We start from the raw sequence: 14054 nt of genomic DNA, 5'->3' as shown, positions 1-14054 counted from the left end.
GGCGCGCCGCTCAGGGCGCTTGCGCGCGCTGAAAGGCCTCGCCCCAGAGGTTCAGAAGTTGGGTGCGCCGGTTGCCATCCAGCGCCACCAGCAGCGTGGGGCCCAGTGGAATGGTGCGCCGCGCCGAAGGGGCCAGCCCGGTCTCGGGGGCGGCCATATCGGCCACCAGCCCGGCGGCGGCCAGCATCCCCTGCGCCTCTGGGGTCAACAGGAACTCCAGCAGCCGCCCCGCCGCCTCGGCCTGGGCCGCCCCCCGGGGGATCATGTAGCCGCGCGACAGGACCAGGGTGTAATCCTCGGGCAGGATCGTGCCCACCTCCTCGCCCGCCGCCGCATGGGCCACGTAAGATCCCAGCACGTTATAGGCGATCAGATAGCGCCCCTCGGCCACGCCGCCGATGATCTCGGCCGAGCAACAGGTGGCAACGGCGCCGACCCGGGCGAAGGCCTCCATCATCGAGCCAAAGGTCGTGGCCTCCAGGCTGTCGGCATAGGCAAAGAGGAACCCCAGTCCAGAGGCGCCGATGTCATAGGTGGCGATGCGCCCCCGGTAGCGGTCGGGCTGGGCGCGCAGCGCGTCGAGCAGGGCAAAGCGGCTGCGCGGCACCTCGTCGCCCGCCAGCAGGCGGGTGTTGTAGACGATGACGGCAGGTTCGGTGGTGATCCCCCACAGCTCATCCCGCCAGCGCCGGGTCTCGGGCAGCGCCACGGTGGCCGGGCTGCGATAGGGAGCGGCGCAAGCGGCGTTGACCAGCCAGACCATCTGCTGCACCGCCGACGAGAAGACCGCATCGGCCACCCCTCCCTCACCCTGACAATCGGCCCGGGCGCGGTCGTAAAGCGCGTTGGAGCCCCACTGCTCAAAGGTGATGGTCAGCCCCGGTTCCGCTGCGGCGAAACGCTCGATCACCGGGCCCAGAATGCTGATGTCGGTGGTCGAGCGCAGCAGGAAGGGCGCAGGCCCCGAGCCATAACGCGCCACGGCCTCTTGCGCGGCAACCGGACCGGGCCGGAAGGTCAGACAGGTCAGGATGGTCAGAAGAGTCAAACAGATCAGATCCCGGACGGTCGGGCGGCGGGTCATGCTGTCTCCTCCGGCGCGATCTCGGCGGCGGGCAGATCCAGGGTGACGCGAAAGCCCTCGGGGCCCTGGTCCATCTCGACCCGCCCGCCGAAGGCCTGCGCGACCTCGGTGACGATGGAAAAGCCGATGCCGGTGCTGCGTTCGCCGCTGCCGGTCGAGCGGTTGAACCGCGCGCCCAGCTTGGCGGCCACCTCGGGCGCGGGCCCGGGGCCTGCGTCCGCCACCCACAGGCGCGCCCGCCCCTGCCCGCCCGAAACCCCCATCACCACCGGCGCCCGGCCATGGGTCAGGGCGTTGACCAGGATATTGCGCGCCGCCTCGCCCAGCGAGAAGGCATCGGCGCGCACGATCACCGGGTCGGGGCCGATCTCCAGCCGCAGATCGGCGGCGCGGGTCTGGCTGTCGGGCGCGAGGGCGGCGGGGTCATCTTCCTCGAAGATCTCCAGCGCCACTTCGCGCAGATCGACCGGCACCCGGGCCTGGCTGTCGGTGCGATGCACCACCAGCGCCCGGCTGAGCAGCTGATCCAGCAGGCGGCCCAGGGACCGGGTGCGCGCCAAGAGCCGGTCCAGGGCACGGTCGCGCTCGGCCCCCGGGGCAGCGGCGCGGGCGCTTTCGGCCTGCACCCGGATCGCCGCCACGGGGGTGCGCAGCTGGTGCGCGCTGTCGGCAATCAGATTGCGCATCGCCGTCACCTGCCCGTCCAGCCGCGCCATGAAACGGTTCATCGCCCCCACCATCAGCCGCAGCTCGCCCGGCAGGGCCGCCACCGGCATGGGGGTCAGGTCATGGGGGTCGCGCCCCGCCAGATCCGCCGACAGCGCCTCGAGCGGGCGCAGGGCGCGGCGTAGCACCAGCGCGGCGATGGCGATCAACAGCAGGCCCGCCAGCGCCATGGGCAGCAGCGCATCCAGCATCAGTTCGGCGGTCATCGCCCGGCGGGCGCGCAGGGTCTGGCCCACCACCACCTCGACCGGGCCGGAAAAGTCGCGTTCGACAAAGCGCCGCGTCAGGCGGACAAAGCGCGCGGGCTCGCCCTGAAGCTCGGCCTCGAAGAAGCTGTAGCCGGGCTGCTCCGCCTCGGGCAGCGCCACCGGCTGGCGCGGGTCCAGCCCGGTGATCAGCGCCCCGCCCGGCCCGTGCACGGCGTAGTAGATCCGGTCCTCGGGCGCCTGGGCCAGCAGCTGAAAGGCCGAAACCGGCAGATCGACGAAAGGCGCGCCCTGCTGCACCCGGATCGCCTCGGCGATGTCGCGGGCGGCTCCCAGCAGGATACGGTCATAGGACTGGCGCGCCGCCTGCTGGCCGTTCCACCAGATCGACCCGGCCACCAGAACGCCCCCCAGCAGAAGCAGCGCCAGCACCGCGCCCAGCACCCGCGCCGCCAGGCTGCCGGGCTCGTGGGGGCGCCAGCGCCTAGTCATCCAGACCGATCCGGTAGCCGACGCCGCGCCGGGTGGCGATGACCACCCCGCTGCCGGCGAATTTCTTGCGCAGCCGCGCGATGTAAAGCTCGATCGCATTCACGCCCACGTCCTGGTCGTCGAAGCCATAAAGGCTGTCATACAGCCGGGTCTTCGACAGGAACTGCCCCTGGTGACGGATCAGCATGTCCAGCAGCGCCGCCTCGCGCCGGGTCAGGGCCATCTGTCGGCCCTCCAGGGTGGCGCTGCGGTCCTTGGGCGCATAGCTGAGCTGTCCCAGCACGATCCGGTCCTGCTTGCTGTCGGCCTCGCGCCGCACCAGGGCGCGCAGCCGCGCCTCCAGCTCGCGTTGATCAAAGGGTTTGCCCAGATAGTCGTCCGCGCCCTGGTCCAGCGCCGCCACCCGGTCGTCGACCGAGGTCAGCGCGGTCAGCATCAAGACCGGGGTGCGATCCGCCGCCCCGCGCATCTGCCGCAGCAGCGCCAGCCCCGAGCCATCGGGCAGGTTGATGTCCAGGATCACCGCATCATAGCGCTGCACGGCGCGGAAATCCTCGGCCTCGTCCAGGCTGGCGGCCAGATCGCAGACCACGCCAGAGCGCGCCAGATGGGCCACGACCCCCTCGGCCAGATCCTCGGCATCCTCGACCATCAACACACGCATGGCACACCTTTCCCCCACCCCGGCGCGCTGAGGGCCGGACGGTCCAACCCCTGTCACTGGGTGACAGGTTCATGACAGGTCAATCCGTTACACATTCCCGACCCGCAGGAAAGAGGCCACCGCGCCCCGCCCTGGCGGGACGGATGGCGGCACGGGGAGAGTGCCGTCATGATCTGAGGAGACCAGAATGAAATTTTTCGCACCCTGTGGCGCCATGGCCGCCATCGCCCTGTCGCTGAGCGCCCTTGCCGCCCAGGCCCAGGAAAACCCCGAATGCATCGCCCCGGCCAACCCCGGCGGCGGCTGGGATTTCACCTGCCGCCAGGTGGGCAAGTCGATGCAGGATCTGGGCCTGATCGACAAGACCATGCAGGTGGTGAACCTGGCCGGTGGCGGCGGTGGCGTGGCCTTTGCCGAGGTCGTCAACAAGCGTGGCGATGACAACGACCTGATCGTTGCCGCCTCTTCGGCCACCGCCACCCGCCTGGCCCAGGGCGCCTATCCGGGCAACACCATGGACGAGGTCCGCTGGCTGGCCTCGATCGGCGCCGACTACGGCGTGATCGCCGTGGCCGCGGACAGCGAAATCGACACGCTGCCGCAGCTGCTGGACGCGATCAAGAACGACCCCACCTCGACCTCGGTCGCGGGCGGCTCTGCCGTGGGCGGCTGGGACCACCTGAAGGTGCTGATCGCCGCCGATGCCTACGGCATCGAGGACGTGCGCCAGGTGAAATACATCGCCTTCGACGGCGGCGGCGAGGCGGTGACCCAGCTGCTGGCCGGCTCGGTCCAGGCCTTCACCGGCGACATTTCCGAGGCCAAGGGCTTTGTCGACAGCGGCGACATCAAGGTGATCGCCGTGCTGGCGCCGGAACGGCTGGACGGCGAATTCGCCCAGATGCCGACCGCCCGCGAACAGGGTGTGGACGCCATCGGCGCCAACTGGCGCGGCTTCTACGCCCCCGGCGGCATGAGCGACGCGGCCTATGACGCCTGGGTGTCGAAGATCGCCGATCTCTACGCGTCGGAGCAGTGGAAAGAGACCATGGCCGCCAACGGCCTGGCGCCGCTGGACCTGCAAGGGGCCGATTTCCAGGCCTTCGTGGAACAGTCGGTGGCGCAGATCCAGGACATCTCGCGCGAGATCGGGATCATCCGCTAACCGCCTCCTCTCCGGCCCCTCCCCTCCACTCCCCCGGGGCCGGACCCCTGGGCGCTGCGTCCCCACGCGGCGCCCACCCTCCTTTCCCTCATCCCCTTTCCAGACACACGCATAGGAGATCCGCCATGAGCGATCGCATCTTCGGTGTCGTCGGTATCCTCATCGCTATTGCCTTCGCCCTGTCGGCCCTGGCGATCGAGGAAAGTTTCCTGTCGGACGCCGTCGGCCCCAAGGCCTTTCCCCTGATCATCGCCGCCGTTCTGGGCCTGTCGAGCGCGGTCATCGCGCTCAGGCCCGACCCGGAACCGCAGTGGCCCGCCCTGGGCCGCCTGGTCGAGGTCGGCGCCGCCGTGGTGGTGCTGATCCTCTATGCCGAGATGCTGCCGGTTCTGGGCTTCGTCATCGCCACCGCCTTTGCCGCCACCTACCTGGCCTGGCGCCTGGGCTCGGGCCTGCTTGGCTCGGTGCTGACGGGCATCGGCACCTCGGCGGGCATCTATGTCATCTTCCACCTGGTCCTGGGCCTGTCGCTGGCGCGCGGCCCGCTGGGTTTCTGAGGAGCACGCAATGGACCTTCTTGCATCCCTCGGCGACGGTTTCGCCATCGCCCTGACCTGGCAGAACCTCGGGTTGGCCCTGCTGGGCTGCTTCCTGGGCACGATCATGGGCGCGCTGCCGGGCCTCGGGCCGTCGAACGGCGTTGCCATCCTGATCCCGCTGGCCTTCACCCTGGGCCTGGGCGCCACGCCCTCGCTGATCCTGCTGACCTCGGTCTATTACGGCGCCATGTACGGCGGGCGGATCTCGTCGATCCTGCTGAACATTCCGGGCGATGAACCGGCGATGATGACCTGTCTGGACGGCCACCCGATGGCCAAGAAGGGTCTTGCGGGCGAGGCGCTGTCGCTCTCGGGCGTGGCCTCTTTCGTCGGCGCCTTCCTGGCCACCTGGGGGCTGATCCTGCTGGCGCCGCAGCTGGTGAAGATCGCGCTGCTCTTCGGACCGGCGGAATATTTCGCCCTTTTCGCCCTGGCCTTCATGACCCTGGGCGGCGTCAGCTCGACCAACCAGGCGAAATCGGCCTTTGCCGCCGCCCTGGGCCTGGGCCTGGCCACCATCGGCGTGGACACCCAGACCGGCGTGCCGCGCTTCACCTTCGGTGAGGTGCACCTCTACGACGGCCTCGACTTCCTGGTGGCCATCGTCGGCCTGTTTGCCCTGTCCGAGGTCTTCATCTTCCTGGAGAACCGCCACGGCGGCAACGCCGACGGATCGAAGCTGAAGATCGGCAAGCTGTACCCGCCCCTGTCGATGCTGAAGGCCTGCACGCCCACCATGCTGCGTACCTCGGTTCTGGGCTTCATCGCGGGCGTCCTGCCGGGCGCCGGGGCCTCGCTGGGCAGCTTCATCAGCTATTCGATGGAAAAGCGGCTGGTCGACAAGGAGAAGACCTTCGGCACCGGCGATCCGCGCGGCGTCGCGGCCCCCGAGGCGGGCAACAACGCCGCTGCCGGGGGCGCCCTGGTGCCGATGCTGGCGCTTGGCGTGCCGGGGTCGGGCACCACGGCGGTGCTGCTGGCGGTGCTGCTGTCGCTGAACATCACCCCCGGGCCGCTTCTCTTCAGCCAGAACCCCGATGTGGTCTGGGGGCTGATCGCGGCGCTGTTCATCGCCAACTTCATGCTGCTGGCGATGAACATCCCGATGGTGGGCCTCTTCACCCGCATCCTGATGGTGCCCTCGCGGGTGCTGATGCCCATCGTGGCCATGGTCAGCTTTGTCGGGATCTACGGCATCTCGGGCTCGACCTTCGACCTGCTGGTGATGATCGGCTTCGGCGTCATGGGCTGGGTGCTGCGCAAGTTGGACGTGCCGCTGGTACCGATCATCCTTGGCACGCTTCTGGGCAACTCGATGGAGAACAACCTGCGCCGCGCGGTGACCATCGACAACGGCAACTGGGGCACGCTGTTCGACAGCCCGCTGTCGCTGGCCCTCTGGGCCGTCGCCATCATCGGCTTCATCCTGCCGCTGTTCTTCGGCCGCAAGGTCAAACAGAAGATGCACGAGCGTCGCGACGAGGAAGGCGCGATCAGCGACTGAGGAGACGCGCCCCCGGGGCGCCGAACCTGAAACGACGAAGGGCGGGACCGCAGCGCGGCCCGCCCTTTTTGCGGCGCGGGGGCCTAGCGCCTAGCTGATGCCGCGCAGGAAGACCGACAGGCCCAGGTCGAAGCGCCGCCGCCAGGCCTCGGGGTCGGGCACGAAACCGGGATCGACCAGCGCATCCAGGATCGACAGGTGCAGCATGTCCATCAGCAGCCCCGCCGCCGCCTGCGGGTCACTGACTTGCAACTCGCCCCGATCGCGGGCCCGCTCCAGCTCGGCCAGCAACAGCGCCTGCTTGCTGCGCGGCCCCTCCTCCAGGCAGCGGCGCGCCAGGCGGGGGTGTTTCGGGGCCTCGACCACCGCCAGCCGGAACAGCGCCAGCGGCAGGTCCCAGGCCTCGGACGGCTGGTCGAAATGAAACAGGCGCCGCACCCGTTCGGGAAAGGCCAGATCGGCCTCGGGCGCCGGTTCCGCCTGCGCCAGATAGCAGAAACGATGGTCCAGATAGGCCTCGAACAGGGCGTCTCGATCCTGGAACAGGCTGTAAAGCGTCTGTTTCGACATGCCCGCCCGCCGGGCGATGGCGGCCATGGTCATGCCCTTCAGACCGACCTCGTGGAAATGCGCCTCCAACGCCTGAAGAATAAGCGCGCGACGGGTTTCGGCCTCGATAACCACCGGGCGCCCCTTGCGCGGTCGCGCGGCCTCTTGCCCGGGCGTCTCCTCGGTATTGTGATCGGTTTTTGCCACACTTCCCTCCCGCACAGCCCTCTGTGCCCTCCTACAGAGGAAAAGCACTTGTGAACCGGCCCGTTCAGTATTTATGAGACTGCGGAGTCTTGTATGAGAAGGACCGGCGCGCGCCAAGCGCTTTTCCCGGCATATCGAAAAGGAGCCGCAAATGGCCCAGTTCAGCAAAGCGACATTCCGCGCAGCGATCACCGCTGTGACCCTTGCCGCGCCTCTTGCCATGGCGGGCGCGACCGCCCAGGCGCAACAGGCCGGGGGCCGTCCGCCCGCCGCCGTCACCGTCGAGACGCTGCATCCGCAGTCGCTGACGCTGACCTCGACCCTGCCCGGGCGGGTCCGTGCCGTGGCCGAGGCCGAGGTGCGCCCGCAGGTCAACGGCATCATCACCGAGCGCCTGTTCAAGGAAGGCAGCATGGTGGAAGAGGGCCAGGTCCTCTACCGCATCGATCCCACCACCTACGAGGCCGCCCTGGCCCAGGCCGAGGCCTCGCTGACCTCGGCCCAGGCGCAGCTGCGCGCCGCCGAGCGCGACTTTGCCCGGGTGCAGGAACTGGCCGACCGTGGCATCAACAGCCAGCAGGCCATGGATGACGCCACCTCGGCGCGCGACATCGCCCAGGCCCAGGTGAAGATGGCCGAAGCGGCGCTGCGCACCGCCCAGATCGAGCTGGACCACACCGAGATCCGCGCCCGGCTGTCGGGCCTGGTGGGCCTGTCGGAGGTCTCGCAAGGCGCCCTGGTCACCGCCAGCCAGGCGACCGCGCTGACCACCATCCGCAAGCTGGACACCGTGCATGTGGACGTGACCCAGTCGGCGGCCGAGCTGCTGGCCTGGCGCCGCGGCGCGGGCGACATCGGCGAAGGCACCGATGCCGAGGTCGCGCTGACCCTGGCCGATGGCTCGCAGTTCCCCCATACCGGCCTGCTGACCGCCGCCGAACCCCATGTGGACGAACAGACCGGCGTCGTCGTGCTGCGCATCGAATTTCCCAATGATGACATGCTGTTGCTGCCGGGGATGTATGTGCAGGTCGAAATGCCGACCGCCCCGGTCGACAATGTCTTCCTGGTTCCGCAAGAGGCCGTCACCCGTGACCGGCGCGGCAATCCCCAGACCCTGGTCGTCACCGCCGAGAACAGCGTCGAACAGCGCAGCCTGACCGTGCTTCAGGATCGCGGCGCCGACTGGGTCGTGACCGAGGGCCTGTCGGATGGCGACCGCGTCATCGTCGCCGGTCTGCAAAGTGCCAGCCCGGGCGCCACGGTCGCCCCCCAGGAACGCGCCGCCGACGGCGACAGCGCATCGGAGTAAGCGGAACCCATGGCACGTTTCTTCATTGACCGGCCCATCTTCGCATGGGTCATCTCGATCATCATCATGGGGGTCGGCGTCCTGTCGATCCTGACCCTGCCGATCGCGCAATACCCGCAGATCGCGCCGCCCTCGATCGCGGTCCGGGCGATCTATCCCGGCGCCTCGGCGCAGACGGTGGCCAATACTGTCACCCAGGTCATCGAACAGCAGATGACCGGCCTCGACGGGATGCGCTACATGTCGTCGAACTCCTCCTCGGCGGGCACGGCCTCGATCACCCTGACCTTCGAGACCGGCACCGACCCGGACATCGCCCAGGTGCAGGTGCAGAACAAGCTGAGCCAGGCCACGCCCCTGCTGCCGGAATCGGTGCAGCGTCAGGGGGTCACGGTGCAGAAATCCGCCGCCGGCTTCCTGATGGTGATCTCGCTGATCTCGCCCGATGGCAGCTATGACGAGACCGACCTGGCCGACTATCTGCAAACCAACCTCGTGGACGAGATGTCGCGGATCGAGGGCGTGGGCTCTGTCCAGGTCTTCGGCTCGCAATATGCCATGCGGATCTGGCTGGACCCGGCCAAGCTGACTTCCTACGGGCTGACGCCCTCGGACGTGGTGGGCGCGGTCAGCCAGGAGAACTCGCAGATCTCCGCCGGGGCCTTCGGCACCCGCCCGACCTCGGACGGGCAGATGCTGAACGCCACGATCACCGCGCAATCGCTGCTGCAAACCCCCGAAGACTTCCGCCAGATCGTTCTGCGTGCCGAGGAGAACGGCGGGCTGGTCCTGCTGGGCGACGTGGCAGAGGTGGAAATCGGCGCCCAGGGCTATGACTTCTCGGCCACCTACAACGGCCAGCCCGCCACCGGCATGGCCATCAGCCTGGCCTCTGGCGCCAACGCGCTGGACGTGTCGGAACGGGTCTACGAGCAGATGGAGGACTATGCGCAGTTCTTCCCCGAGGGTATCGACTATGTCATCCCCTATGACACCACGCCCTTTGTCGAGATCTCGATTGAATCGGTGATGCACACGCTGGTCGAGGCCATCGTGCTGGTGTTCCTGGTGATGTACCTCTTCCTGCAAAACTTCCGCGCCACGCTGATCCCCACCCTGGCCGTGCCGGTCGTGCTTCTGGGCACTTTCGGGGTGATGGCCGCCATGGGCTTTACCATCAACACGCTAACCATGCTGGCCATGGTGCTGGCCATCGGCCTGCTGGTGGATGACGCCATCGTGGTGGTGGAGAACGTCGAACGGGTGATGGAACAGGACAAGCTGGGCCCGCTGGAGGCGACCCGCAAGTCGATGGGCCAGATCACCGGCGCTCTGATCGGGATCGCCATGGTGCTGTCGGCGGTGTTTGTGCCGATGGCCTTCTTCGGCGGCTCGACCGGGGTGATCTACCAGCAGTTCGCGATCACCATCGTCTCGGCCATGGCCCTGTCGGTGATCGTGGCGCTGACCCTGACGCCCGCGCTTTGCGCCACCATCCTGAAGCAAAGCCATGGGCCCAAGCGCGGCTTCTTCGGCCTGTTCAACCGCGGCTTCAACGCCACGATGCGCGGCTATGGCAGCATGGTCGGCGGCATCGTCAAACGCCCGGTGCGCATGGTGCTGGTCTATGGGGTGCTGGTCGTGGCCATGGTAATGATGTTCCTGCGCACCCCCACAGGATTCCTGCCCGACGAGGACCAGGGGATCATGTTCGTGATGATCCAGGCCCCCACGGGCGCCACGCTGGAACGCACCGAAGCGGTGATCGACCAGGTCGAGCAGCACTTCCTGGAAAACGAAAGCGAGGCGGTCGAGGCGGTCTTCGGCGTGGCGGGCTTCGGCTTTGCCGGTCAGGGGCAGAACATGGGCCTGGCCTTCGTGCGGATGAAGGACTGGGACGAGCGGGAAAACCCCGCCCTGTCGATCCAGGCCGTGGCAGGCCGTGCCTATGGCGCGCTCAGCCAGATCCAGGATGCGATGGTCTTTCCCATCGTGCCCCCGGCGGTGACCGAACTGGGCAACGCCTCGGGCTTTGACATGTACCTGCAGGCGCGCGGCGGTCAGACCCATGACGAGCTGGTCGCGGCCCGGAACCAACTGCTGGGCATGGCGGCGCAAAGCCCGCTGCTGACCGGCGTCCGGCCCAACGGGCTGGAGGATGCGGCCCAGTTCAACCTGGATATCGACTGGCGCAAGGCCGGGGCCATGGGCGTCTCTGCCTCGGATGTCTCGACCCTGCTGAACATCGCCTGGGCGGGAAGCTACGTGAACGACTTCATTGACCAGGGCCGGATCAAGCGGGTCTATGTGCAGGGCAATGCCGACAGTCGCTCGACGCCTTCGGACATCGACAAGTGGCGGGTGCGCAATGCCTCTGGCGGGCTGGTGCCCTTCGCCAACTTCGCCGAAGGCTCCTGGCAGCAGGGCGCCCAGGGTGTCTATCGCTACAACGGCGTGCCCGCGATGCAGATCCAGGGCAACCCGGCCGAGGGCGTGACCACCGGCGAAGCCATGGCCGAGGTCGAACGTCTGGTGGGCCAGCTTCCCGAGGGCTTCGACATCGCCTGGACCGGCCTGTCGCTGGAGGAACGGGAATCGGGCAACCAGGCGCCGCTGCTTTACGCGCTGTCCCTGGCCGCCGTCTTCCTGTCGCTGGCGGCGCTCTATGAAAGCTGGACAATCCCCTTCGCGGTGATGCTGGCGATGCCCATCGGGGTTCTGGGCGCGCTGATCGGCGCCTGGCTTGGCGGCTTCGAGAACGGCGTCTTCTTCCAGGTGGGCCTGCTGACCGTGATCGGTCTGACCGGCAAGAACGCGATCCTGATCGTGGAGTTTGCCCGGGAACGGCTGGAGATGGGCGAAGGCCTGCTTCAGGCGACGACCGAGGCGGCCAAACAGCGCTTCCGCCCGATCATCATGACCTCGATGGCCTTCTCGCTGGGGGTGCTGCCGCTGGTGCTGTCCACCGGCGCGGGCTCGGGCGGGCGCAACGCCATCGGCTCGGGCGTGCTGGGCGGGACGCTGTCCTCGACCATCCTGGGCGTGCTGCTGGTGCCGCTGTTCTTCGTGGTGGTGCTGCGTCTGTTCACTCGCCACCGCTAAGCGGAGCCACAACGGACAATCGAAAAGGGCCGGTGATCTCACCGGCCCTTTTTCTTTGGCCCTCTTGCTTTGGCCGCCCCCTGCCCCGTCCCCAGTCAGCGGGCAAAAAGAAAACGGCGCGGGCCCTGAGGCGCCGCGCCGTTTCAACGTCAGAGGATCAGCTGTCGCCCGGGGCCTCAGCCCTTGCGGCGCGGCGCGTCATTGGCACCGGTAAAGCCCTTGCCCTTGGGCTTGCCGCCCGCCGGTTTGCCGCCCGGCTTGCCGCCTGCGGGCTTGCCCCAGACCCGGCCTTCCGATTTCGGACCCGGCTTGCCAGCGGGTTTACCACCGGGCTTGCCGCCGAACTTGGCCCCGCCGGGCTTGCCCGCCGGTTTGCCGCCGAATTTCGCGCCCGGCTTGCCGCCCGCCCGGGGCTTGCCGAACACGGCGCCTTCGGTGCGTTCACGCAGGGCGTCGGACTTGGCGCCGTCCTTGTGGCGCGGCTTGCGGTCCCGCGGCGGGCCTGCCCGTTCCGACGGGTTGGCAAAGCGGTTCGGGCGCGGCGCCTCGTCGCGCTCTTCCCGGTCAAAGCGCGGCTTGCGCGGCGCGCCGTCGCGCTCGCCCCGGTCGGGACGCGGGCCGCGCGGTTTGTCGAAGCGGGGCTTATCGCCGAAGCGGTCCCCCTTGGGCTTGTCGAAACGCGGTTTGTCGCCACGGGGTTTATCCCCCCGGGGCCCGTCGCCGCGCGGCTTGTCGAAACGGGGCTTGTCACCGAACTTGCCGCCGCCGCCCGGGCGCGGCCCGGTCGACCGTTGGCGCGGGGCGAACTCGGGCACACCCTCGACCGCCCGGGCGCTGACGCCCTCTTCCAGAACATTCCCCTCGCCGAGGCTCGCCAGGAAGCCCTCGACCGCCGGTTCGGCCAGTTCCACGAAGGTTTCGCTGTCCTGCACCCGGATGGCGCCGATCTGCGCCTTGTCCAGACCACCCGCGCGGCACAGCAGCGGCAGCAGCCAACGCGCCTCGGCGCGGTCGGCCTGACCGACCGACAGGGCGAACCAGCGGCTGGGACCGAAGTCCTGCGTGGGCCGCTTCTCGGGCTTGGCATCGGGGGCGCGCAGCTCTTCCGGGGCGGCGTGGCGCGACTGGTAAAGGCGCAGATAGCCGGCGGCGATGGCCTCGGCCCCGTGGCGTTCCAGCAGGCGCGCGGCAAAGGCGGCCTGATCCTCGGTTACCTCTTCGGCCCAGGCGGGATCTTCCAGCAGGCGGGTTTCATCGGCGGCCTGGATGTCCTCGGCGGAAGGCGCCTCGGTCCATTCGGCGGTGATCTTGGCCCATTTCAGAAGGCGTTCGGCCTTCTTGGTGGCCTTGGGCGGCACGATCAGCGCCGAGATCCCCTTGCGGCCCGCGCGGCCCGTCCGGCCCGAGCGGTGCAGCAGGCTTTCGGTATTGGTCGGCAGATCGGCGTGGATCACCAGTTGCAGGTTCGGCAGGTCGATCCCGCGCGCCGCCACATCGGTGGCCACGCAAACGCGCGCCCGGCCGTCGCGCATGGCTTGCAGGGCATGGGTCCGCTCGCTCTGGCTCAGCTCGCCCGACAGGCTGACGGTGGCCAGGCCACGGTTCGACAGACGCGCGGTCAGGTGGTTCACCGCGGCGCGCGTGTTGGCAAAGACGATGGCGCCCTTGTCGTGGTGGTAGCGCAGCAGGTTGAAGATGGCGGCCTCGCCATCGTTCTGGGCCACGCGCACCGCCTCATAGGCGATATCGGCGTGCTGGGTGGCACCGGTCAGGGTGCTGATCCGCTGCGCGTCGGTCTGGAACTGCTCGGCCAGCTTGACGATCATCGGCGGCACGGTGGCCGAGAAGAGCAGCGTGCGGCGGGTCTCGGGGGCCTCGCCCAGGATGAATTCCAGGTCGTCACGGAAGCCCAGGTCAAGCATCTCGTCGGCCTCGTCCAGGACCACGGCGCGCATGTCCGACAGATCCAGCGACTGGCGCTCGATATGGTCGCGCAGACGACCCGGGGTGCCGACGACGATATGGGCGCCGCGTTCGAGGTTGCGCCGTTCCTGGCGCATGTCCATCCCGCCCACGCAAGAGGCCACAACGGCGCCGGTCTTGGCGTAAAGCCATTGCAGTTCCGATCGCACCTGGAAGGCCAGTTCACGGGTCGGCGCGACGATCAGCGCCAGCGGCAGCGCGGGCGGGCCGAAACGTTCGGCCTCGTCCAACAGGGTCGGTGCGATGGCCAGGCCGAAGCCCACGGTCTTGCCCGAGCCGGTCTGGGCCGAGACGAGCAGGTCCGACCCCGCCAGCTCGGGCGCGCTGACGGCCTCCTGCACGGGGGTCAGCTGGTCGTATCCGCGCTCGGTCAGCGCTTCGGACAGGGAAGAGATCATGAGGAGAGGTCCATGGGCAGAGCGACGCCGCCGGGCGTCGCGAAAAAGAAGGCCTGTTGGGGC

Annotated in this window: 10 protein-coding genes; 5 read left to right on the top strand and 5 right to left on the bottom strand. The window is 68.6% G+C overall.

The features are described from left to right. Positions 1-10: 10 nt before the first annotated feature. From ACRARE_RS07860 to ACRARE_RS07850, 3 genes are read right to left on the bottom strand one after another with little or no spacing between them, the layout of a single operon-like run. The gene (locus ACRARE_RS07860) at positions 11-1084 is read right to left on the bottom strand and encodes an ABC transporter substrate-binding protein (protein WP_432655877.1); all 1074 of its coding nucleotides are present in this window, start codon (positions 1082-1084) and stop codon (positions 11-13) included. Beyond that, positions 1081-2508 (bottom strand): sensor histidine kinase, encoded by a 1428-nt coding sequence (locus ACRARE_RS07855; RefSeq protein WP_432655876.1) that lies wholly within the window; start codon positions 2506-2508, stop codon positions 1081-1083. The genes ACRARE_RS07860 and ACRARE_RS07855 overlap by 4 nt, the downstream gene beginning before the upstream one ends. Beyond that, positions 2501-3172: a response regulator transcription factor gene (locus ACRARE_RS07850; RefSeq protein WP_432655875.1), complete on the bottom strand. Its 672-nt coding sequence runs from the start codon at positions 3170-3172 to the stop codon at positions 2501-2503. Before ACRARE_RS07850 ends, ACRARE_RS07855 begins: the two co-directional genes overlap by 8 nt. A 187-nt stretch (positions 3173-3359) precedes the next feature. Between ACRARE_RS07850 and ACRARE_RS07845 the strand changes: the two genes are divergently transcribed. The 3 genes from ACRARE_RS07845 (at position 3360) to ACRARE_RS07835 (ending at position 6440) form a co-directional block, all read left to right on the top strand. Next, the gene (locus tag ACRARE_RS07845; RefSeq protein ID WP_432655874.1) at positions 3360-4337 is read left to right on the top strand and encodes a Bug family tripartite tricarboxylate transporter substrate binding protein; all 978 of its coding nucleotides are present in this window, start codon (positions 3360-3362) and stop codon (positions 4335-4337) included. Between the two features lie 125 nt (positions 4338-4462). Continuing rightward, a complete protein-coding gene (locus ACRARE_RS07840) occupies positions 4463-4894 on the top strand; it encodes a tripartite tricarboxylate transporter TctB family protein (RefSeq protein WP_432655873.1) in 432 nt (143 codons plus the stop codon). 10 nt (positions 4895-4904) lie between these two features. Beyond that, positions 4905-6440: a tripartite tricarboxylate transporter permease gene (locus ACRARE_RS07835; protein WP_432655872.1), complete on the top strand. Its 1536-nt coding sequence runs from the start codon at positions 4905-4907 to the stop codon at positions 6438-6440. A 90-nt stretch (positions 6441-6530) separates the two neighbouring features. Here the strand turns inward: ACRARE_RS07835 and ACRARE_RS07830 are convergent, their stop codons facing one another. Beyond that, the gene (locus ACRARE_RS07830; protein ID WP_432655871.1) at positions 6531-7196 is read right to left on the bottom strand and encodes a TetR/AcrR family transcriptional regulator; all 666 of its coding nucleotides are present in this window, start codon (positions 7194-7196) and stop codon (positions 6531-6533) included. Between the two features lie 151 nt (positions 7197-7347). Here ACRARE_RS07830 and ACRARE_RS07825 point away from each other — a divergent pair, with 151 nt between their 5' ends. Together ACRARE_RS07825 and ACRARE_RS07820 are read left to right on the top strand one after the other, a co-directional pair. After that, on the top strand, positions 7348-8508 hold the full coding sequence (locus tag ACRARE_RS07825; RefSeq protein ID WP_432655870.1) for an efflux RND transporter periplasmic adaptor subunit: 1161 nt from the start codon (positions 7348-7350) through the stop codon (positions 8506-8508). A gap of 9 nt (positions 8509-8517) precedes the next feature. Further along, positions 8518-11610: an efflux RND transporter permease subunit gene (locus ACRARE_RS07820; protein ID WP_432655869.1), complete on the top strand. Its 3093-nt coding sequence runs from the start codon at positions 8518-8520 to the stop codon at positions 11608-11610. A gap of 176 nt (positions 11611-11786) precedes the next feature. Here the strand turns inward: ACRARE_RS07820 and ACRARE_RS07815 are convergent, their stop codons facing one another. Further along, positions 11787-13991 (bottom strand): DEAD/DEAH box helicase, encoded by a 2205-nt coding sequence (locus ACRARE_RS07815; RefSeq protein ID WP_432655868.1) that lies wholly within the window; start codon positions 13989-13991, stop codon positions 11787-11789. Positions 13992-14054 lie beyond the last annotated feature (63 nt).

This window comes from Pseudooceanicola aquaeponti (genome assembly GCF_050897975.1).
Taxonomy (GTDB): Bacteria; Pseudomonadota; Alphaproteobacteria; order Rhodobacterales; family Rhodobacteraceae; genus Pseudooceanicola.
The sequence above is the reverse complement of the archived record's forward strand: the minus strand, read 5'-3'. Positions and strand labels throughout refer to the sequence as shown.

Coding starts and splice junctions, on each gene's coding strand:
- ACRARE_RS07840 (WP_432655873.1), top strand. CDS start 4,463: ATGAGCGATCGCATCTTCGGTGTCGTCGGTATCCTCATCGCTATTGCC.
- ACRARE_RS07815 (WP_432655868.1), bottom strand. CDS start 13,991: ATGATCTCTTCCCTGTCCGAAGCGCTGACCGAGCGCGGATACGACCAG.
- ACRARE_RS07835 (WP_432655872.1), top strand. CDS start 4,905: ATGGACCTTCTTGCATCCCTCGGCGACGGTTTCGCCATCGCCCTGACC.
- ACRARE_RS07850 (WP_432655875.1), bottom strand. CDS start 3,172: ATGCGTGTGTTGATGGTCGAGGATGCCGAGGATCTGGCCGAGGGGGTC.
- ACRARE_RS07845 (WP_432655874.1), top strand. CDS start 3,360: ATGAAATTTTTCGCACCCTGTGGCGCCATGGCCGCCATCGCCCTGTCG.
- ACRARE_RS07825 (WP_432655870.1), top strand. CDS start 7,348: ATGGCCCAGTTCAGCAAAGCGACATTCCGCGCAGCGATCACCGCTGTG.
- ACRARE_RS07820 (WP_432655869.1), top strand. CDS start 8,518: ATGGCACGTTTCTTCATTGACCGGCCCATCTTCGCATGGGTCATCTCG.
- ACRARE_RS07860 (WP_432655877.1), bottom strand. CDS start 1,084: ATGACCCGCCGCCCGACCGTCCGGGATCTGATCTGTTTGACTCTTCTG.
- ACRARE_RS07855 (WP_432655876.1), bottom strand. CDS start 2,508: ATGACTAGGCGCTGGCGCCCCCACGAGCCCGGCAGCCTGGCGGCGCGG.